This is a genomic window from Spiroplasma alleghenense (genome assembly GCF_003363775.1).
Lineage (GTDB): Bacteria > Bacillota_I > Bacilli_A > Mycoplasmatales > Mycoplasmataceae > Spiroplasma_B > Spiroplasma_B alleghenense.
The window spans coordinates 380,729-401,417 of sequence record NZ_CP031376.1 but is presented as its reverse complement, the minus strand read 5'-3'; the positions used below and the strand labels follow the sequence as shown (position 1 = coordinate 401,417).

Annotated in this window: 23 protein-coding genes; 4 read left to right on the top strand and 19 right to left on the bottom strand. The window is 30.5% G+C overall.

Annotated features, from left to right (window positions below; genetic code table 4):
* Position 1: 1 nt before the first annotated feature.
* The 14 genes from rpsC to SALLE_RS01720 form a co-directional block, all read right to left on the bottom strand.
* Positions 2–700: a 30S ribosomal protein S3 gene (rpsC, locus tag SALLE_RS01785; RefSeq protein ID WP_115557930.1), complete on the bottom strand. Its 699-nt coding sequence runs from the start codon at positions 698–700 to the stop codon at positions 2–4.
* A 13-nt stretch (positions 701–713) separates the two neighbouring features.
* Complete coding sequence (gene rplV, locus SALLE_RS01780) at positions 714–1,049, bottom strand: 50S ribosomal protein L22 (RefSeq protein ID WP_115557929.1); 336 nt, start codon at positions 1,047–1,049, stop codon at positions 714–716.
* 19 nt (positions 1,050–1,068) lie between these two features.
* Positions 1,069–1,338 (bottom strand): 30S ribosomal protein S19, encoded by a 270-nt coding sequence (gene rpsS / locus SALLE_RS01775; RefSeq protein ID WP_115557928.1) that lies wholly within the window; start codon positions 1,336–1,338, stop codon positions 1,069–1,071.
* 18 nt (positions 1,339–1,356) lie between these two features.
* Positions 1,357–2,193 (bottom strand): 50S ribosomal protein L2, encoded by an 837-nt coding sequence (gene rplB / locus SALLE_RS01770; protein ID WP_115557927.1) that lies wholly within the window; start codon positions 2,191–2,193, stop codon positions 1,357–1,359.
* Positions 2,194–2,250: 57 nt separating this feature from the next.
* Positions 2,251–2,535 (bottom strand): 50S ribosomal protein L23, encoded by a 285-nt coding sequence (rplW, locus tag SALLE_RS01765; protein WP_115557926.1) that lies wholly within the window; start codon positions 2,533–2,535, stop codon positions 2,251–2,253.
* Positions 2,535–3,161 (bottom strand): 50S ribosomal protein L4, encoded by a 627-nt coding sequence (gene rplD, locus SALLE_RS01760; protein ID WP_115557925.1) that lies wholly within the window; start codon positions 3,159–3,161, stop codon positions 2,535–2,537. Before rplD ends, rplW begins: the two co-directional genes overlap by 1 nt.
* Positions 3,162–3,172: 11 nt before the next feature.
* Positions 3,173–4,015, bottom strand: coding sequence for a 50S ribosomal protein L3 (gene rplC / locus SALLE_RS01755; protein WP_115557924.1), 843 nt, complete (start codon positions 4,013–4,015; stop codon positions 3,173–3,175).
* A 48-nt stretch (positions 4,016–4,063) separates the two neighbouring features.
* The gene (gene rpsJ, locus SALLE_RS01750; RefSeq protein WP_115557923.1) at positions 4,064–4,375 is read right to left on the bottom strand and encodes a 30S ribosomal protein S10; all 312 of its coding nucleotides are present in this window, start codon (positions 4,373–4,375) and stop codon (positions 4,064–4,066) included.
* A 627-nt stretch (positions 4,376–5,002) separates the two neighbouring features.
* A complete protein-coding gene (locus tag SALLE_RS01745; RefSeq protein WP_115557922.1) occupies positions 5,003–5,464 on the bottom strand; it encodes a hypothetical protein in 462 nt (153 codons plus the stop codon).
* A 64-nt stretch (positions 5,465–5,528) separates the two neighbouring features.
* Complete coding sequence (locus tag SALLE_RS01740) at positions 5,529–7,409, bottom strand: ABC transporter ATP-binding protein (RefSeq protein ID WP_115557921.1); 1,881 nt, start codon at positions 7,407–7,409, stop codon at positions 5,529–5,531.
* 20 nt (positions 7,410–7,429) lie between these two features.
* Complete coding sequence (locus SALLE_RS01735) at positions 7,430–8,677, bottom strand: hypothetical protein (RefSeq protein ID WP_115557920.1); 1,248 nt, start codon at positions 8,675–8,677, stop codon at positions 7,430–7,432.
* 18 nt (positions 8,678–8,695) lie between these two features.
* Complete coding sequence (alaS, locus tag SALLE_RS01730) at positions 8,696–11,377, bottom strand: alanine--tRNA ligase (protein WP_115557919.1); 2,682 nt, start codon at positions 11,375–11,377, stop codon at positions 8,696–8,698.
* A gap of 92 nt (positions 11,378–11,469) precedes the next feature.
* Positions 11,470–12,243 (bottom strand): hypothetical protein, encoded by a 774-nt coding sequence (locus SALLE_RS01725; protein WP_115557918.1) that lies wholly within the window; start codon positions 12,241–12,243, stop codon positions 11,470–11,472.
* Positions 12,206–12,979, bottom strand: a complete 774-nt coding sequence (locus SALLE_RS01720) for an ATP-binding cassette domain-containing protein (RefSeq protein WP_115557917.1) — start codon at positions 12,977–12,979, stop codon at positions 12,206–12,208. Before SALLE_RS01720 ends, SALLE_RS01725 begins: the two co-directional genes overlap by 38 nt.
* A gap of 118 nt (positions 12,980–13,097) precedes the next feature.
* Between SALLE_RS01720 and SALLE_RS01715 the strand changes: the two genes are divergently transcribed.
* From SALLE_RS01715 to SALLE_RS01705, 3 genes are read left to right on the top strand one after another with little or no spacing between them, the layout of a single operon-like run.
* On the top strand, positions 13,098–13,970 hold the full coding sequence (locus SALLE_RS01715) for an HAD-IIB family hydrolase (protein ID WP_115557916.1): 873 nt from the start codon (positions 13,098–13,100) through the stop codon (positions 13,968–13,970).
* A 54-nt stretch (positions 13,971–14,024) separates the two neighbouring features.
* Complete coding sequence (locus SALLE_RS01710) at positions 14,025–14,501, top strand: hypothetical protein (protein ID WP_115557915.1); 477 nt, start codon at positions 14,025–14,027, stop codon at positions 14,499–14,501.
* The gene (locus tag SALLE_RS01705) at positions 14,467–14,892 is read left to right on the top strand and encodes a peroxiredoxin (RefSeq protein WP_115557914.1); all 426 of its coding nucleotides are present in this window, start codon (positions 14,467–14,469) and stop codon (positions 14,890–14,892) included. The genes SALLE_RS01710 and SALLE_RS01705 overlap by 35 nt, the downstream gene beginning before the upstream one ends.
* Positions 14,893–15,010: 118 nt before the next feature.
* Here the strand turns inward: SALLE_RS01705 and SALLE_RS01700 are convergent, their stop codons facing one another.
* The 4 genes from SALLE_RS01700 to SALLE_RS01685 all read right to left on the bottom strand — a co-directional run bounded on the left by SALLE_RS01700 (position 15,011) and on the right by SALLE_RS01685 (position 18,701).
* Complete coding sequence (locus tag SALLE_RS01700) at positions 15,011–16,048, bottom strand: DUF3137 domain-containing protein (RefSeq protein ID WP_162807925.1); 1,038 nt, start codon at positions 16,046–16,048, stop codon at positions 15,011–15,013.
* Between the two features lie 148 nt (positions 16,049–16,196).
* Positions 16,197–16,565, bottom strand: a complete 369-nt coding sequence (locus SALLE_RS01695) for a J domain-containing protein (protein ID WP_115557912.1) — start codon at positions 16,563–16,565, stop codon at positions 16,197–16,199.
* Positions 16,566–16,577: 12 nt separating this feature from the next.
* On the bottom strand, positions 16,578–18,359 hold the full coding sequence (pepF, locus tag SALLE_RS01690) for an oligoendopeptidase F (RefSeq protein WP_115557911.1): 1,782 nt from the start codon (positions 18,357–18,359) through the stop codon (positions 16,578–16,580).
* Between the two features lie 45 nt (positions 18,360–18,404).
* Positions 18,405–18,701, bottom strand: a complete 297-nt coding sequence (locus tag SALLE_RS01685) for a type II toxin-antitoxin system RnlB family antitoxin (protein ID WP_115557910.1) — start codon at positions 18,699–18,701, stop codon at positions 18,405–18,407.
* A gap of 128 nt (positions 18,702–18,829) precedes the next feature.
* Between SALLE_RS01685 and SALLE_RS01680 the strand changes: the two genes are divergently transcribed.
* Positions 18,830–20,179: a M17 family metallopeptidase gene (locus SALLE_RS01680; RefSeq protein ID WP_115557909.1), complete on the top strand. Its 1,350-nt coding sequence runs from the start codon at positions 18,830–18,832 to the stop codon at positions 20,177–20,179.
* Positions 20,180–20,229: 50 nt separating this feature from the next.
* Here the strand turns inward: SALLE_RS01680 and SALLE_RS01675 are convergent, their stop codons facing one another.
* A complete protein-coding gene (locus SALLE_RS01675) occupies positions 20,230–20,688 on the bottom strand; it encodes a PTS sugar transporter subunit IIA (RefSeq protein ID WP_115557908.1) in 459 nt (152 codons plus the stop codon).
* Position 20,689: the final 1 nt, after the last annotated feature.

The window sequence follows — 20,689 nt, the reverse complement described above, 5'->3', positions numbered from 1 at the left end:
ATTACTTCGCCTCCCTTTTAAAGTTTTTATCAGCAATTGCTTTATCCTTGTTTTTTACTTCTTTAACAAGTATTTCTCCATGGTTGATTCAAACCTTTACTCCGATTTGACCATATGTAGTTTTTGCTTCATACAGTGCATAATCAATGTCACTTCTTAGAGTACTTAATGGCACTGATCCTTCAAGATAACCTTCAGTTCTTGCCATTTCTACTCCACCAAGTCTACCAGACACAGAGGTTTTGATTCCCTTTGCTCCTGCTCTTAGTGCTTTTCGAATTGCTAATTTTTGCACTGTTCTGAAAGAAGCACGGTTTGAAATTTGTTCTCCGATTCATTGCGCAACCAGAGTTGCGTCAACATCTGGATTTTTTATTTCAATTACTTCGATTTTAACGTTTGCCGCTCTATCTTTAATTGTTTTTTTAACTTCAAGAATAATACTCTCAATATTTTTTCCTTCTTGTCCTAGCACTATAGCCGGACGAGCAGATTTGACAATGATTTTTATTTCTTTCTTAGTACGTTCAATTTCAATTTTAGAAACTGCTGCATTTTTCAATTTTTTTAAGACATTTTTACGAATTTTAATATCCTGGTGCAATCATTTAACATATTCTTGCTTTTCGGCAAATCAACGATTATCTCAAGTTCTAATAATACCTATTCTCAAGGCATTTGGTGATACTTTTTGTCCCATTTTCTACTCCTCCTTATCTAATGTCACTCACAATTATTGTTACGTGGCTAGTTCTTTTTAATATTTCATAAGCTCTTCCGTGAGCTCTTGGTCTGAATCTTTTTAAGGTTGCTCCCTCATTAACAAATACTGTCTTAACAAACAATTTGTCAGCTTCCATACCGTTATTATTTACAGCATTAGCAACTGCTGAATTTAATAGTTTTAATACTGGCTCAGCTGCTCTTTTATCTAAGTTCATTAGAATTGCAACAGCGTCTGCTATTTTTTTATTTCTGATCGTATCGACAACAAGTCTCATTTTTCTAGGTGCGATACGAATCATTTGTAATTTAGCTACTGCTTCCATTATGATTTTCTCCCTTTACCTATTTTTTCTTTTTCTTGTCGTCTCCGTGACCACCAAATTTTCTTGTTGGAGAAAATTCACCCAATTTGTGTCCAACCATATCTTCTGTTACATAAACGGGAATAAATTCTTTCCCATTGTAAACACCAAAAGTATGCCCAATAAAGTTAGGGAAAATTGTTGAACGACGTGATCATGTTTTAATAATTTCTTTTTTTTCGCCCAATGCTTCAACTTTTTTTAACAAGTAGTCATCAACAAAAGGACCTTTTTTAAGTGATCTTGACATATATTATTCCTCCCTAACCTATTTAGTTCTTCTTCTTACAATTAATTTAGTTGAAGCTTTTTTCTTATCACGAGTTTTAACTCCAAGAGCTTTTTTACCTCATGGAGTTAAAGGAGCCTTGCGTCCGATTGGAGCACGCCCTTCTCCTCCCCCATGTGGGTGATCATTAGGGTTCATTACCGAACCTCTAACTGTTGGTCTAATCCCTCTTCAACGATTACGACCCGCCTTTCCTCAATTAACTAAGTTGTACTCTTCATTTCCAACTTCTCCAATTGTGGCATAACATTCTGATAGAACCTTACGAACTTCTCCAGAAGCTAATCTCAATGTTACATATTTACCATCGTCATCTTTACCAAGAATTTGAACTTTTGAACCAGCACTTCTTGCCATTTGTCCACCTTTTCCTGGACGCAATTCAACATTATGAACCAAAGTTCCCTCTGGAATGTTTTTAAGAGGCGCTGCATTACCTAACTTGATATCAGCATTTTCAGAAGCTATTATCTCTGTTCCGACTTTTAAATCTTTTACATTTAAAATATAACGTTTTTCTCCGTCTGCGTAATTAATTAAAGAAATAAATGCATTTCTATTAGGATCGTATTCAATTGTTGCAACTTTTCCTGGAATATCAAATTTGTTTCTTTTAAAATCAATAATACGGTATTTACGCTTGTGTCCCCCGCCTTTATGACGAGTAGTTATTTGACCATGATTATTTCTACCTGCATGCTCATTTATTTTTCCTAATAATGAGGGTTCTGGTTTTGATGTTGTCAAAACACTATAATCAATGGTTGTCATATTACGACGACCATTTGTTATAGGTCTATACTTTTTAATTGGCATAATTTTCCCCCTTATCGCCAAACTATACGCTTACAATAATTTTGCTTTAGCATTTTTCTATAAGTCGTTTAATAAGTCTAATTTTTCACCAGCTTTTAGTGTGATGATTGCTTTTTTCTTGTTATTTGTTGTTCCAACAAATTTACCCATTCTTTTTTCTTTTCCATCGTAATTCATTGTTCTTACAGAATCAACTTTTACTTGAAAAATTTGTTCAAATGTTTTTTTAATTTGAGTTTTATTTGATCTACGATCAACCTCAAAGGTGTAAACACCATTTGCATGGCCGATGTATGACTTTTCAGTTAACACTGGTTTTTTAATTACATTAGTTAAATGCATTATCCATACACCTCCTCAACACGAAGAATAGCTTCTTCTGTTATTAATAATTTATTTGCGTTTAATAAATCGAATAAATTCAATTTTTGATAATCAAGAGTTTTTACACCTGGTAGGTTACCTGCTGACTTAATTACCAATTCTTCAGATTCTCTTGTTACAATTAAAGTTTTTTGATTATCTACTTTAAGGTTTGTCATAACTTCTACCATATCTTTTGTTGATGGTTTTTCAAAGTTAAATTTGTCAATTATTACTAAGTTTTGCTCTTGCGCTTTCAAGCTTAATACACTTTTGAATGCCAATTGTCTTACTTTTTTATTTACAGATTTTTTGTAATTAATGTCTGGAGTTGGCCCGAAAGCAATACCCCCACCTCTTCACTGAGGTGCTCTAATTGAACCTTGACGAGCTCTACCAGTACCTTTTTGTTTCCAAGGCTTTCTTCCTCCACCGCGTACTTCTGCTCTGGTTTTGGTTTTTTTAGTTCCTTGTCTTAAAGCTGCTTGTTGAGAAATAACTGTGTCATAAATTGCTTGTTGATGTGGTTCGATTGCTCAAATTTTATCATTTAAGTTAATTTCTTTAACACTTGCGCCTTTTATATCATATACTTGTGCCTTCATGTTATCTCCCTCTATTCAACTTCACTATTTGTTGATTCTTCAACTGCAGCTTCTTCAACTACTGGTGTTTCCACTGCAACTTCTTCAACTACTGGTGTTTCCACTGCAACTTCTTCAACTACTGGTGTTTCCACTGCAACTTCTTCAGCTATTGCCTCTGAAGTAGTTTTTGGAGTTACCAAATTAGATTCTTCCATTGACTTTCTCATTAATAATTTAACGGCTTCTTTTGTTTTAATTCCTTTTACATTTTCTTGAATTCTAACAAACTGTTTTTTAGGTCCAGGAACCGATCCTTTTACAAGTAATAAATTTCTAGCGCTATCTATAAAAATAACTTCTAAATTTTGAATTGTAACTTGCTCATGTCCCATGTGACCTGCCATTTTTTTACTTTTAAAAATTCTGTTTATAATTGCTCCCATAGAACCAATTCCACGGTGGTATCCCGATCCATGACCCATTGGCCCTCTTGAGTAATTATGACGCTTAATAGCACCAGCAAAACCTTTTCCTTTTGATACTCCTGTTACGTCGACAAATTGACCAGCTACGAATAAGTCGGAAAGATTTATTTCACTTCCCATTTCAAATCCGTTCATATCTCTGATTTCTTTTACGAAGCGCTTAGGATTTGAATTTGCTTTTTTAAAGTTACCCATTGATGGTTTATTCACAAGATTTTGTCTTTTATCTTGAACACCAAGCTTTAAAGCCTGGTAACCGTCTTTTTCAACTGTTTTAACTTGTAAAACCTTATTTGGTTGAACTTCAATTACAGTTACAGGTAATAATTTACCATTTTCTGTAAAGACTTGAGTCATTTCTAACTTGCGTCCTAAGATTCCTTTCATACGATATTTCCTCCTATTTGATAATCATGCATATTTTGTTATAAATAACTATAATTTAATCTCAATGTCTACACCACTTGGCAATTGTACTCTTGTAAGAATATCCATTGTTTTTGGTGTTGGGTTGAAGATTTCTAGTATTCTTTTGTGTGTTCTCATCTCGAATTGCTCGCGACTGTCTTTATATTTATGAACAGCTCTAAGAATTGTGATGATTTGTTTATCGGTTGGTAGTGGTATTGGTCCACGAACTTTAGCACCTGTTGATTCAGCAGCTTCAATGATTTTTGAAATAGATTGATCAACAATTGCGTGGTCATAGCCCTTTAATTTTATTCTAATTTTTTGTTGTTGAGCCATTTTAGTCCTCCTTTATCAATGACAACCTTTATCAGTGTGTTGTCTCTTTGCACACAAAATATACATGCAATTCAAATTATACACTCTTAAATTTAAGTTTCAATACTTTTATATAAATATTTTTATTTTTTTAATATTTAAAAACTTGTATAAATATCTAATTTAATCAAAAAAAACAACCAAATGTAAATTTGGTTGTTTTTGCTAAAGCATAATTCATCCAAATTAGCTTTTTAAAGGGTTTATAGAAAGAAAGTTCATTATGAAACGGTAGATTTAATCAACAATATTAAGCTAATCAAGTATTTTATATGCAGTTTAATTATAGGTACTTCCGTTCTAATCAATCTAAGTTTTAGCTCAATTTGTTAGATTTTCTTCCTTTTCGGGTTTATAGAATGTTAAAAACTTGTAAATGGGCTTATCTTATATTCTACAAATTTAATGCTAACATTTTTAAACCCTAACAAATGTTTACTAATCAAATAAAAGCTAGGGGTTCTTTTATGTTACTACATATGTTAGATAATGCAAGCGATATTACAATTAAATTTCAAATAAATAATATTTTATCAAATACAAAATATTTCACAAAAAAAGACAAATTCCAAAATCTGTCTCAAAAAACTATTCTTTATGTTTGCTAATCTCGTTTTCAAGTTCTCTTATTAGTCGATTTCTCTCGTCAATAGAAATTGTTTCATCACCCAATATTTGGCTTTTTGACAAATGCTGGTTTTTTATGGCACCTAAATGCTTAAATACTTTTCCAGAGTCTTTTTCATAATAATCCTTAACAATATTGAAACAATTTTTTTTAATTCTATTTTCTTCCCAATCACGATTATTTCTAGCTAACCCGAAATTGTTTTTGATCGAAACAACCTCTTTTTTAACAACTTTAAGAAGTTCAATTTCAAGTTCTGGATTAACAAATTGATACTCAGGCACACCCAAATTTACAAATGCATCTGCAATTTGTAGGCGAGCTTGCTCTTGATAATTTCTAAATTTGGAAATTATTGTATAGCAAACAAATCCTATTAATATTAGAAATACCAAAACTGCTAAAACTATCCAAATTACCATAAAATACCTCACATGTAACTACTAATTAATAATATTATATCTTAAAAAATATTATTTTAAGTAATTAACTACCAGCACTGTGTAACTTTTTAAAGTGACCCGGTTTGCTAATTAATTCTTCATAAGTTCCTCTTTGAACGATACCTTCTCCACTTCCTAGTACAAAAATTTCATCTGCATTTTTAATTGTACTCAATCTGTGGGCAATAGATATGGTCGTTTTACCAACCATAATTTTCTCAAGTTCTTTTTGAATTTCCTTTTCAACAATATTATCAAGAGCACTTGTCGCCTCATCTAAAATTAATATTTGGGGATCTTTTAAAATTATTCTAGCAATTACAAGGCGTTGTTTTTGTCCACCTGACATAATAAAACCACGCTCTCCCAAAACTGTCTGATAACCGTTTGTCCAAGTTTCAACCAAATGATGCAAGTTAGCTTTTTTACAAGCTTCAATAACTTCTTCATCGGTTGCCTGGAAATTACCATATCTGACATTATACATAACATCTCCATATAAAATTTTTGGTTCTTGCTCAACATATCCAACATGACTTAAATAACTTGAAAGATTCATTTTTTTTAAGTCCGTATTATTAATTAATACCGAACCACTTGTAGGATCATAAAATCTTAGCAACAATTTAGAAATGGTTGATTTACCACTTCCGGTTTCTCCAACAAAAGCATAACTTTTACCCTTTTTAAAGGTAATGTTCGTTTTAGGTAGGATTGTTACACCCGGTTTTTCGGGGTACTCAAAAACAACATCCTTTAGATGAATATCACCTTCAATACTCTCAACGATTGGAGCAAATTCATTAGGATCTAAAGTTGAATCAACTTTAATTAATTCAATTACTCTTCTTGTTGAAGCGGTAGCTCTCGCCATTCCAGGTATTAAACCAGTTAAAGTGTAAATCGGTCATGCCAAAGTGTTTATTCCTGTAATTAAAGATGGCAAGATTCTAATAATTATATCCCCTCCGCCTTCACGGTCCTTGTAAATTAAAATAGCTGAAGCAATCGCAATCAGAGTTAGAGATAATGCACTCATTATGATAATTGTAATTGTGCTCGCTTGTACAGAATTTAGCTTTCTATTAGAACGATAATAGTCTTCATTAATCATTTTCATACGTTTTTGTTCGTATCTTTCGGTACCAGAAGCCTTAATTAGAGCTATTGCACCAATTCTATCTGTTGAATCTCCGTTTACCTCAGTAACTTTTTTACGAACTTTTTCTGTTTCAATTGATTGAGCATTAAACGTGAAAATTACTAATAGCATAAATATTAAAGTACAAAATAAAGCAATTAAAGCTGTTGGTCAATCCACAATTATTAATGAAAATGCTGATCCCAAAAATATAATCGGAATACTAATCAAGTTTGCTGGTGTTAATTGTGCTTCATCACCTAAAATTTGGGTATCATTTATTAATTTAGTCATTATTTCCCCAATTTTTTTATCAGAGTAATAACCAATATTCATATTAATTAGATTTGATAAAACCGCATTTCTTACATCCATTTCAATCTTACGACCCAACATTCCTCCGATTTTTTCACGGATTCAAGTAGCAATTGTAGCAATTATTAAAGTACTAAATGCGATAACAAGTCATCAATACCAACGTAGACCTGTTGCTACAAGGTTGGTAGCATTTTCAGAATTTGTTCCGAATTCAAACATTACTTGAGCTACTAGCTTTGAAATAATAAAAGTCATTGAAACAATGGCCACTGAAGAAATAATCAGAGCTAAAATGATAGTTAATGACTCTCAAAAGTATCTTCCATAATAAATTGTCACCAACTTAAAGAAACCGATTCGACGATTATTAATACTTTTCATCAATGCAAGCGATGGCTGCTTTTGTTCCTCGGCAGTTTCGATATACTTACTAACATCTGTGAAAGATTTTTTTTCTTTGATCATTTATATCAACCCTTCTAATTTTAAAATTTTAAAATAGGTGTCATAAATCATACTGACACTCAATAAATACTCATAATTAATAAATTAACATTGAAAGTTACAGCTGAGTTAAAAACTGCAATATTCAATAGGTTAACTAAAGAAATTGTTAAAAATACTACGCTTGGAATTATAATTCCTTCTCAAAGTATTATTTTGTTAAGATAAACATCACGGAATAGTTCAATTAAGGTTGTAAAAACGTATGCTAATAATGCAGTTGAAAGTACACAATAAAGTATTTCGAATAAAAAATTGAATAAACGTTCTTGGCTATCAGTGGCAATATTATTACTTAACGAATTTTTAATGTTGAAGAAACATCAAACTAAGTTTAATGCCATAATAATTAAAATGGTGTAAAAAATAATTGCCTTTTTAAATAAAATCTTACTGTTCTTGTTTTTAAATAGATAAATTGAGTGTCATATAATTGCTACACATGTACTGCAAAATACAAAAGCTGTGGCTAATATGATGAAAATATCTTTTTTTATAACAAATATAGCTAATGGCGCGAACAACATACATGCTATTAATGATATTAACACAGAAAATATAAGAATAGGATAAAACCTAAGCATTTGTAAAGCTAATAAGTTTCACTCACTTCTTTTAGTTTTTATATTAAGTTCCTGCTTATTTTCATAATAGTCAATATAGAATTTTGATCCTTGTGAATTATATTCATACGATCTTTTAAAATCAAATAATGCTTGCTTTTTATGTTCTTGTAGTCGATTTTCCTCAATGCTTTTTATCTCCGAAATTTGCAAAATACATTTATCAATCAGAATTTCAAAGCTACTTAAATCTTTTTGAGCAATAATTTCCTTAATTAAATCGTTTATTAAAACACTCATAAAAATCGGGCGGTATGTCAACTTATTTAGTAATGCAAGTTGATTTTTTAACTCACTTATTTTGTTTGACTTCAAAAAAACCTGAGCTTTTTTAAGACCTTCGATTGTTTGATCAAAATCTGTCAATAAGTAGCTGTTACGGTTTTTTTGATATGTACTGATATTTTTGATTCATCCTAAAAAAATTGAATTAAAGGTTGAAACAATTATTCCAAAAATGAAGGCTAAAATCAGCAATTTGAAAGGATCAAATAGCGAAAATAAAACTGAATTTGATTCTTGAAATTCTTTCAAGAAAGCTGAATAAATAAAGTATAACACCAACAAAAACATTGTTGTCACTATTTTTTTTGTAATTACCCTCATAATGCCTCCATATATTTTTTAATATTTTCCTTGGGCGAAAAACTTATTACCTCCACCCTTAGGACTAAGATTTTTATAGTTTTTGAAAATTTCTATTGCAGGGAATTTTTCATTTATAACATCGCTAACACCAACGGCTAAAACATTTTCTCCATTAGTTTTTGAAGAAATAATTACAATAATGTCTTTGTGCTGGTTAATTAGGAAGTCAATTAGAGATTTGATAGCTTTTATTTCCAATTCCTCAGTTGAAATTTCAATTTGTTTAACACCTTGGGCGTTCAAAACAGGCTTTACGCTTTTTCATTTTGAAATTTGACTTTCAGTTACTAAATCCTGAACTTTTTTATCGAAACTTTTAAAAATAGTCTTTAATTCTTCAAGGTTTTGTTTTAAAATTCCAATATTAAATTTGTTTTGTTTAACATTCAAGATTTTTTGATAAGCTTTTTCAATTATTTCATCCTTCAATAATGAAGAATTATTTTTATATTTACTCATGATAACTTTAGCTTCTTCGAAAACTGAGTTGAAAATATCACTTATATAGTCATTAACAGATTGGTTACTTGTAAGAGCGTGGATTCGATAAATTCCAGCACTTTTTGACTCAATTGAAGTTATTACTAAGTCTTCGATAACTTTAGTATTCTCAACATGAGTTCCCCCACAAAGTTCTGATGAAAAATCACCAAATTTGACAACCCTAACAATACCTTCGTATTTCTCTGTAAAAAATGCTAAAGCATTGTATTTATTAACCGCTTCATCCATTGAAGTAAAATAGACTTCTCTCGTAACTTGGGCTAAAATTTCACGATCAACAACTTTTTGAATCAAATGATTTTCTTCCAAAGTAATTGGTCGATTAAAGTTGAAATCCATTCTTAATCCATTTTCATCATTATAACTACCAGATTGCATTACCTCTTTTCCTAAAACCTCTCTTAAAGCAGCATGCAAAATGTGAGTTCCTGAATGATTTTTCATTGTAAAATATCTTTTTTCCGAATCAACTTGTGCTGTAACTTTATCACCGATTTTCAATTTATTACCATTCAAAATTACTCGATGAATATGTTGGTGCCCAGGACCTTCTTGAACATCAATAACGTTTAGTTGATTGTCATTTAATATAAAAATTCCGTTATCTGCTGCCTGACCACCTTTTTCAGCATAAAATGGGGTTTGGTCTAAAATAACAAAAACCTCATCACCACTAGCATCTTGAAGCGGTTGATTATCCTTAAACAAGTAAACTACTTTCGCTTCGCATTTTTCGGTTTCCCAACCAACAAATTTTGAAGAAACCTTAAGTTTGGTGAAAATTTCATTTTGCTTATCTCATGCTTTTAAATCTTTGCGAGAACTACGAGCAATTTCCTTAGCCTTTTCTAAAAGATGATTAAATTCTTTTATATCAACTTCAACACCTTGTTCTTGGGCTAATTCATTTGTCAATTCAATCGGAAAGCCAAATGATTCAAACAATAATAAGGCATCTTTACCTGAAATATTTTTATTTTTAGCCAACATTACCTCTAGGACTTCGCTGCCCTTTGTTAAAGTTTTTAAGAATTTTTCTTCCTCAACTTTGATTGCGTCAACAACTAAGTTGCGCTTTTCAATTAAATATGGGTAAAATTCTTTCATTGTTCCAACCACAATATCAACTAGACGAAATAAAAATGGTTCATTAATACCAAGTTTTCTACCATATACACTACTTCTTCTAATTAAACGACGAATTATGTATCCACGGTCTTTGTTTCCAGGAAATACTCCATCAGAAATAGCAAAAGTTACAGCTCGAATATGGTCAGCGATTACTTTAAAAGCAGTATTATTTTTATTTATAATTCCTTTATTTTCGCGAGCCGCTTTAATATCATAAAGTTTTTCTCTTTTTGCAATATTTTCAATAGCTTCAATAGTTGGCATAAAAAGATCTGTTTCAAAATTAGTGGGTGCATCTTGAAAAATTGAGACTAAACGCTCTAAACCGGCTCCAGTATCAATATTTTTTCTAGGTAAATCTGAGTAATTATTTTTACCATCGTTGTTAAACTGAGAGAAAACTATATTTCAAATTTCAATATAGCGATCGTTTTCAATATCATCTTTTAATAATCTAGGACCTATATTTTCAGGATCCCAACTTGGCCCACGATCAAAGAATATTTCACTATTAGGTCCACATGGTCCTTGACCGACGTCTCAAAAATTTGTATCCCTGTTACCCTTAAAAATATGATCTGGGGCGACTTTGATAATTTTGGTTCAAACATCAAAAGCTTCTTGATCCTCCTCAAAAACTGTAATATAAAGTTTTTCAACAGGAATATCAAATCATTTTTTTGATGTCAAGAGTTCTCAAGCGAATTCAATAGCTTCTTTTTTAAAATAGTCACCAATTGAAAAATTTCCAAGCATTTCAAACATAGTATGGTGTCGGGCTGTAACTCCCACATTTTCAATGTCATTTGTTCTGATTGATTTTTGAGAATTAGTTAATCTTTGACTTGGGGGGGATAATCTTCCATCAAAATATGGTTTTAATGTAGCCACTCCAGAATTGATTCATAGTAAACTTGGATCTTGAACTGGTACAAGTGATACTGGTGGTAAAAATAAGTGATCTTTGCTTTTGAAAAAGTCGATTCAGATTTGTCTTACTGCGTTGGTACTTAGTTTCTTCATATAATTTGCTCCTAAAATAATTATTTTTATTTTATCACACAAGGCTAAAAAAAGGTGATAGAGTAAAAAAATATCTTCAAGAAGATATTTTTTTAAAAATGAAATCTGAATTTCTTGAACGCAAGAAGTCAAAATAATACAGATAAAATAACTAAAATTAATAAATAAATTAACATAATAAGATTTAATAAATCGGGTTTAACATCTAAGTTTGCCAAAACAAGTACAGCAATTACTGTATTAAATAAAATATACGGTATTGACATCAATTTAGCAATAGTTACTGAATAAGTCAGAGAAAAAACTATGAATAAAAAAGCGACAAAAGATATACAACTCGCTAAATAAATTAAGAAATCTCTTAAAAAAAATCAAGATCCAATGACTCTTGCGAATCCATTATCTATAAAAATTGAAGAGCCAATTAAGAAAGTGATAGTTGAAAGAATGTAAACTACAAGAGAATAAGAAAACATAATGGCTGCACTAATAAATAAAAATTTCTTTTTTGATATTTGTGTTAAAGCTACCCTCTTAAATACAACTGTATTACGATTTTCAAAAAATATTTTTTGAAAAAAGCCTCCAATTAATGTAATCGAAGTTAATATACTCATTATTAAAAATATTAATCTAGAAATTACTAAAAATTGTTCTCTATCTTTGACAAAACCGTTAAAAGAAATTTGATAAAAAAGTGGAAGCAAACAACTCATTACAAGTCCTACAAAAAAATAAGCAATTAAGAAAAATTTTTGTCTCTTTGAGATTCTTAATATAAATTTAAAGTAAGCCTTACCTGGTTTTTGAACCCTTAAATTATTTAAATTACTTTCGTTTTTTACGATCTTTAACTCATTCTGCATTTTCGTCTATCCCTTTCTGATCGCTAACATCATAACTGTCAACTTTATATTCCTTAAATTTGGCTCGCACAAATTCTCTTACGTTTCCATATTCTTTTATAACATTTTTGGTATTGTGTATTGAAATTATTTCCCCGTCATTAATAAAGAAAATTCTTTGAGAAAAATTTTGAATTTCTTCCATGTTATGAGATACAAGAATCAATGTCTTTTTTTCATCCTTCAAAAAATTAGTCAAATTATTATAAATTGTGTCAACAATCTCAATATCTAAACCGTTACCTAGTTCATCTAAAATCAATAAATCTGGATCGTTAATTATGGACAGCAATATATTTACCTTTTGCTTTTGCCCTCCCGAAAGAGCAGAAATATCTTTATCAATTACTTCATTAACCGCAAATTTTTTAAACATTTCAGAAAGTTCGGCATCACTCATATTTAATTGAAAACTATCTAGGTAATATCTAATTAAATCTCAAACCTTGACCTTCTTTGGAGATTCTGTGCCTTGCAACTGCATTCCAATTACCAAATTTTTGGCCTTTTCAATATTTCCTGAGTTGTATTGAATAATTCCTGCTATTGCTTCACAAAATGTAGTTTTTCCCGAACCATTGGGTCCAACTATAGCAATTCTTTCACCCTCTTTTATATCGATTGTTATATTCTTTAGAACAACTTTTTTGCCGTAATTCTTTTTTAAATCTTTAATACTTAAAACTGTCTGACTCATCTATTTTCCTTCTTTAATATTATTATGATTATTTTAACATTAAAGTCAATCAAAAATTATAATTTATTCTTTGTGTTTTGTTTAAATGTGAGTTAAAATGTTTCAAAGGAGTAGAACGATGAAATTACAACATTTAGATAAGAAAAGGCTGATTTTAGTTGACCTTGATGGTACAGCTTTGGTCAAGGGTGGTATGGGTATGCACCCAAAAACTGTTGAAGTCTTAAAGAAAGCCGAAAAAGATGGTCACCGTGTTTGCATCGTAACCGGACGTCCGCACCGAGCAAGTATTAGATTTTATAGAGAATTAGGTCTTTCTTCCCTTTTGACTAATTTTGATGGAGCTCATATTCATGACCCGTTAAAGCGCATGTTTAAACGCATGGTGCTACCGATTAGTTATGAAACTGTCACTGGTGTTATCAATGACCCTATTATTAAAGAATCAGTAGACAATATCTTGATAGAAAACTACAATCGAGCTGTTGTTATGAAAAAGGATTCATTTTTAGAAAACTTTTTTCATTTAGATGACGTTGAAGATGATGAATATTTCATCGCCGATCCATATGAGGTTTGAGCAGGACCGAGCACTAACGTTGTTCTAACTTTAAAGAGTCCCGAATTAAAAGATAATGTGCTTCGTAGATTAGAAGCCTTCAAAAATACTATAAAGGTCCAAACTGGGACTGTATATGGTCACTTAGATGATGAGAATCGAAGTATGATTACTCTAACAAATAAATTAGTAAATAAAGGTTTTGTTTCAAACATACTAGCTCAATACTATAACAAAGACATTAGAGATGTGATTGCTTTTGGAGACCAGATGAATGACTACGACATGATTCAATTAGTGGGTTATGGAGTTGCTATGAAGAATGGTAACGATGACTTAAAGGCGGTTGCCTCAGGAATTACACACGAAACCAACGACCAAGGTGGAGTCGGATTCTTTTTAGAAAAATTGCTTGCGGGTGAAGAAGTGTAAATTTTAGCCACTCTAGCAATTTGATACTTTTTCGCTTGCTAAAAAGGAGAAAAGATGGGTTGAAAATTACGTGAATATTCAATTTATCATCAAAATGGAGTTAAAATATCATTTACAAACTTAATAAATATTAAACCATTGATTTTCTGATTTTTCCCCGAAGATGAGGAATATTATTTAGAAATAGTAGAATTCAATAACGAATTAAAAAAACATAATCCCTGTGAATATCAAATTATCGGAATTTGCAGAACGCTTCCTGGTAATAATAATCACAAACTTATTAATTTAGAAGAAAACATAATTTTGATTAGTGATTTTGATGGCACTTTAACTAATGTTTTCAATGTTGTATTTTTTGAAAACACAATTGAGTTTAGCAGACCGATAATTCAAAAATCAATATTCTTGCTAAGTTCAGACTTAAATATTAAAAAAGAATTTCGTAGCAAATATCAAGAATGAGATCTCAGCGAGATCCAAAGGGAGATATATTATGGACTGAAAAACTATAGTTTACAAATTAAATAATGACTCAGAAGTAATGTTAAAAGATTTGACAAAAGAAAACGGATTAATTTTATTCTTTTATCCTCATGCGAACTCTACAATTTGCGCATTGGAGGCCAAAGAATTTCAAAAAAATCTTAAAGTTTTTGAAGGAAAAGGGTACGGCATTGTTGGAGCATCACGAGATCAAATTATGGACCAAAAAGAATTTAGCAGCAATTGTAATTTGGATTTTCCACTAATTTGTGATACTGATGAAATATTACACAAGGGGTTAATGATTCTAGATAATAAAGATGGCGATAACGCTATTCGTTCATCTTTTATTTTAGATAAAGATTTAAATATTATTAAAGAAATGCGTAATGTTGAAGCAGTCAGTCATATTAAAGATTTGATAGCAGCACTATAAAACAATTATAAAATAAAAAAATACAATCATTTAAGATTGTATTTACCTCTGATTTTAAACTTAATGTTTATAACATTTCGATTGAAAATCATGAGGTTTTTTTATGAAATTTTTTCAATTATGTTACCTTTTGAGAGTCTTCTTGTTCAGGAAAAAGTTCAAGCCTTTGAATGAATCTTAAAATATCAAACAAATCTCGAGTTTCCTTTAAAACTTTAGCATTAATTTGTTCAGCCAACTCCTTTGGAGTTTTTTTCATACTAAAATCTTTAAAACTGTGTTGATTTAAGTGCATTGCCCTATGATTTATAACTTCCCCAAGTATTCCATTACGACCCATAAATAGGTACTTTAACTTTGCTTGGTCCGGCTCATCTTTTATGTCCAAGACACCAGATATTTTTTTTGGAGTAAAAAACTTTCTAATCTCTATTTGGTCATCAGCATATAAGTTTGCATACTCATTGAATTCCTTTGACTCTAGTTCAATCTTTTCAGTTTTTTTACTTTTAAAAAAAGGTCCGGTTTTGAAAAACATTTGAGCAGGATATTCTATAAATTTTTTAATAAAGTCTCCAACTATAAATGTTTGATAATGAGGTACATAAATATCGCCACTTTTTTTGGTTCCAGGATACCTTGTGGAAGACATTACTACTCCGTAGCAAAATAATTGGCCCTCTAGGACAAAGCTTAAAACGTCATTAACAGAAATTCTATGAGCACCTTTTATAAACGGTTTAACATTAAAATAAGTTTTTAGAAAGTTTCCTCGAATTACAAGTTGGTCAACATAACCCCCAGTTAAATTAGAAAGTGCAATATAATAATACTTATCGGTTTCTAAAGTATTTATGAAACCTATTTCATAACGTCTTTTTTGACTAAAATAGTTAAAAATAAGGCAAATCAAAGCAACTACCAAGCCAATATCGGCAATTATTAATCCGAAAAATATTAGTTCATTAAAAATTCAAAGATAGATAACTTCGGTCTTAAAAAGAATAGTAACTAATCCTAATAATATTGCGAAAACAAATATTATCCAAATAGTGCTTTTTTTGGGCTTTTTTTTAATTGCTTTATATTTTTGATACTTATCAAAAATATCTTTTTCAATGAAACTCTCAAGATCTTGCTTCTCGTACTCTTTCACAAAATTTCTCCTAACTTTTTCTCATATAAATTTATTATACATTTTTAAGTTTACTAAATTGTTTATTTTTATTTTTTCAAGCGACTTTTATAAAAAAATCCACAAAAAATAGCATAACAATAATCATACCGCTATGCTAATTTTAATTCTATTTACGAATACCTCTTGTTTCGCAAATAAATTGATAAGCCGAATTAATTCTAGTCATTTTAATTTCATTTGCTTCTTTATCTTCAGAATTATCAGGGTGATACTTCTTTGCTAAATTTAAGTAAGTTTTTTTGAGTTCCTTATCGCTAATATCTGGATCTACACCAAGAACTTCATAACTTTCTTGCAATTTAGATTTACTTACCCTTGAAAATTCTTGTTCTTGTTCGCTTTCATAGGTACTTTCATCATCATAAGTATTGTATTTATTTCTCCTACCTTTTTTATGATTGAAAATTAAAGAAATTAGTCATCAGAAGAAAACAAAGTAAAGAATCCTAAATATAAGATTAATTATATCATCCATAAAATTAACCTCCTAATTTAGCAAACTTTTAAGGTCAGCTACCATTTTTTCAATAGCTAATATTAATGGTTCGTAAGTGCTTTCATTTGTAAAATCAATTCCTAGTTCGTTTAAAATTTCCAAAGGGTCCTTGTGTCCGCCGGCTTTAAGAAAATCAAGAGCCTTTTGAACTTGACCATTCTTAATATCTTGATATAGTTTATAACTTGCAGTTACATCGATTGCATACTTATAGACATAGAAAGGCGAATGAAAGAAGTGAGAAATTCTTGGTCAACCAAATGGCAATTTATCTGATTTCTCAAAAACGTCATAACCAAAATTCAATTCTGTCTCTTTATATTGCTTTGCCAAAACTTCTGCTGTTATTGGAATTCCATTTTCAATCAACTTGTGGCATTCTAATTCAAAGTCAGCAAATTGAATCTGTCTAAAAAATGTTCCAGTCAGATCTCCAATCCTTTGTTGCAATAAATATATTTTCTCATGTTTATCTTTTGAATTTTCATAAAGATATTCAAATAGCAAGTGCTCGTTCAAAGTACTTGCAACCTCGGCCAAAATTATTGGATACTCACTTAAGGGGTAAACTTGAGATTCATCAGCGAATAAAGTATGAACACTATGGCCTATTTCATGAGCTAGAGTCGCTACAGAAGAAAGTTTATCATCTCAGTTCATTAAAATAATTGGCTCAACCCCTGCTCCTCCAGAAGAATAAGCACCGTCTCTTTTATTTGTATCTTCATAGTAATCAATACGGTTTGCCGATCATGCAATCTCCAATTTTTGTAAGTAATCTGGGCCTAGAACTGCTAAGGCATTTCTTATGTGGCTCTTAGCTTGCTCAATATTAAAGTTAGACTTAAATTCTTTTTCAAGTTTCAACATTCTGTCAGTTGGATAGAATTTTTTAAACTTGAAATGTTTCTTAAGTAATAAATTATAATCTTGAAATGGCTTAATAAATTTTTTACCAATTTTAATGAGAGATTCATATACTTCTTTTGGAACAGCATCACTTGATAAATTTGCTTCTAATGCTGAATTGTAATTTCTTAATTTAACATTTTCATAACTTGACTGCAAAATTCCTTCATAAATTTTAGCAAAGGAGTGTTTTTTATCTACAAAATTCTTAGCAAAAAGTTTACTTGCCTCTATTCTGATTTTTTGATCGCCAATTGGATCAGAATCTTCCATAATTTCTGTCAGCAATGTCTGAGTTAATGGTTGTTCCTTTCCCTTTCATGTGAAATTTTGCTCTTGACGATCCGCATATGCTAATACATCATACATTCCTCCGACGGCTGCTCTCGAGCGCGAAACCTTGCTTAATAATTCTTCATCCTTAGAATCTAAAATATGTTTTGATTGTTCAAAAAACTTTTTCATTGGATAAATAAAGTGCTGGTAACTCGAATTATTATTTAATCAGCCTGTAATAGTTTTCTCTCCGATTTCCTTTATTTCTGGAGCTATAAAACTAGTAGCAATTCGCAGATTTTGATAATAATTCATCATATGACCTTCAAGCTCTTGTAATTCAGTATTAGTTTGGTCGATGTCTTGCAAGTGTAAATATTGACCCAATTTCATCATAATTAAATCATTTTTATTATCAAAGTCTATATATTCTAAAAAAATCTTTTCTGAAGATAATTTGCCTTTAAATTTACTAAATGTTTCTAAATTTTTTTCTAAATTTTTTAATTCTTTTTTTCAATCTGAAATATCTTTATACAAATGAGAAAAGTCTCATTTGTATTCTTTATTCGCTTCTGTTCTTTTCATAAAATCTCCCTTTAAAAGATTATAGCACCTTGGAAACTTAGATACTTATTTAACACGACTTTTTTTATCATATACTGAAGAAATTGCCTCTATCAAATCATTTGAAACTTCACTAATTTTTGAAAATGTATTAATATCAAAAAAACTATTTTTGATATCACAAACACAAAATCTTTCACTAAATTTCTCACTTTGAGAATTTAAATCAAAAATTACTTTCGCATTGGCTTTGCTTATTTGTTTTTCAATAGATCTAAAATATCAAATCGGTGATTCGTTTTTACCCATTATAAAAATATAATCATACTTATTGTGGTTTAATAACATTAATTTATTTTTCATTTGAGCGTCTCCCTTTGAATAAATAATCTAAATGCTTCACATCGTTCTGAAACAAAATTTTAACATAAATAATTTTTAATAGTTGAAATAATCGAAAAAATAATAATATAATTAATTTGGAGGTAACTATGATTACATTAAATAAAAAAAATCAGGATTTAATCCTAAAACCAATATTAATTAAAGATATTAAAAATAACTGCATTGTCCCAATCGCAGGAAAGGCTTCAATTATTTCTGAGGAAAACACTATTTATCTTGTTGTGGGAATGGAAATGAAGAAAAATCTTTATCTTGAGCTAAATGAGGCAATTAAAAAGGTGATTGATGACTTTAAATTTGACTTTGATGTTGTGGTCGATGAATTTATAGACATTTTTAAAGAAGAGACTGTCATTTTTGACGCAATCGGTGAAGCTTTACTTTGAAAAAATCATCAAGCCTACTCTTTAAAAACAAATAAAACTTTTAAAGAAAATAATTTTAATATGGTAACAAAAAAGGATTTTCAAAAATATTTTGAAAATCTAAAAATAAAAATGGAATTTGTTAATTTTGCTCGCGATCTTCAAGATACACCGCCAAATATTTGTACACCAGATTATTTTGCTCAAGTGATTTCAAAAAAGGCTGGAGAAATCAGTGGTGTTAAAGTAACTATTTTGGATAAAAAAGCAATAGAAAAACTAAAAATGGGAATGCTATTGGCTGTGAATGCTGCAAGTTATGAAGAGCCGCGTGTGGTAATTGTTGAATACTGCAGTGACAATAAATTAGAAAAAACCGCTTTAGTTGGTAAGGGAATCACTTTTGATTCAGGTGGTTACTCACTAAAACCCTCAGCTAGTATGAAGGGAATGAAATTTGATATGACCGGAGCTGCGGTCACTTGTTCTACAGTTCTTGGTTTAGCTAAAGCTAAAGCTAAAGCTAACGTTGTTGCCGTTGCTGTTTTAACCGAAAACCGAATCGGAGGTAAGGGAACCTTGGTGGAAACCGTGGTTACTAGCTATAGTGGTAAAACTGTAGAAATTCTTAATACCGACGCTGAAGGTCGATTAGTACTTGGGGATGCAATTAGTTATGCTATTAGAGATTTAAAAGCTCAAAGAATTATTGATGTTGCTACTTTAACTGGGGCGATACGTTTTTGCTTGGGTACTTATATGACTGGTGCATTTGCAACTGACGATAAATTTTACCAAGAGTTTGAAGCTGCAGCTTTAAAGGGTCATGAAGAAATTTGAAGATTGCCAATTCACAGTCAAAATTATAAATATATGCGAAGTAGCGCAGTTGCCGACTTAACAAATATGGCACCAGTTCCTGATGGAGGAAGCAGTAATGCTGCAGCTTTTTTGGCTGAATTTAGCGAAGGAATACCTTTGATTCACTTGGATGTTGCTGCAACAGGACACACCCCAACTAGAGGTAATGGTATCATGCTAAAAAATATGTTTGAATTATTAAATAAGTAAGATTTTATTATAATTTAAAAATGTTCGCTTGTGCGAACATTTTTAAATTTTTAAATAATTTCTACCTTATTTACAATGGTGAAAAATTCTTCCTTAGTTTTGGAACTATTTAGTTTATTTCTAAAATCATCATCGATCAATTTTCTAGCAATGCTGCTTAGTATTTTTAAATGATCACTTTCAACTTTATCGGCAGGAATTGCTAAAGCAATAGCTAAATTAACTTTTGAGCCGTCAATAGATTTTCACTCAACCCCTTGCTTAAATTTGATAACAAAAACCTTGGGATGTGTTATTTCTTTAATTTTAGCATGAGGAATCGCAATCCCCTCGTTGAATCCAGTAGATCCTTCTTTTTCTCGATCTAACAATCCTTTGTAGCAAACTTTTAAATCACTTGATGTTTTTGAATCAACAAATGCTTGAGCAATAAATTTAAAAGCCTCTTTTTTGTTTTTAACTTCTATATCAATATAAATTTGGTCAATATCAAATATTTCTTTGTTCATT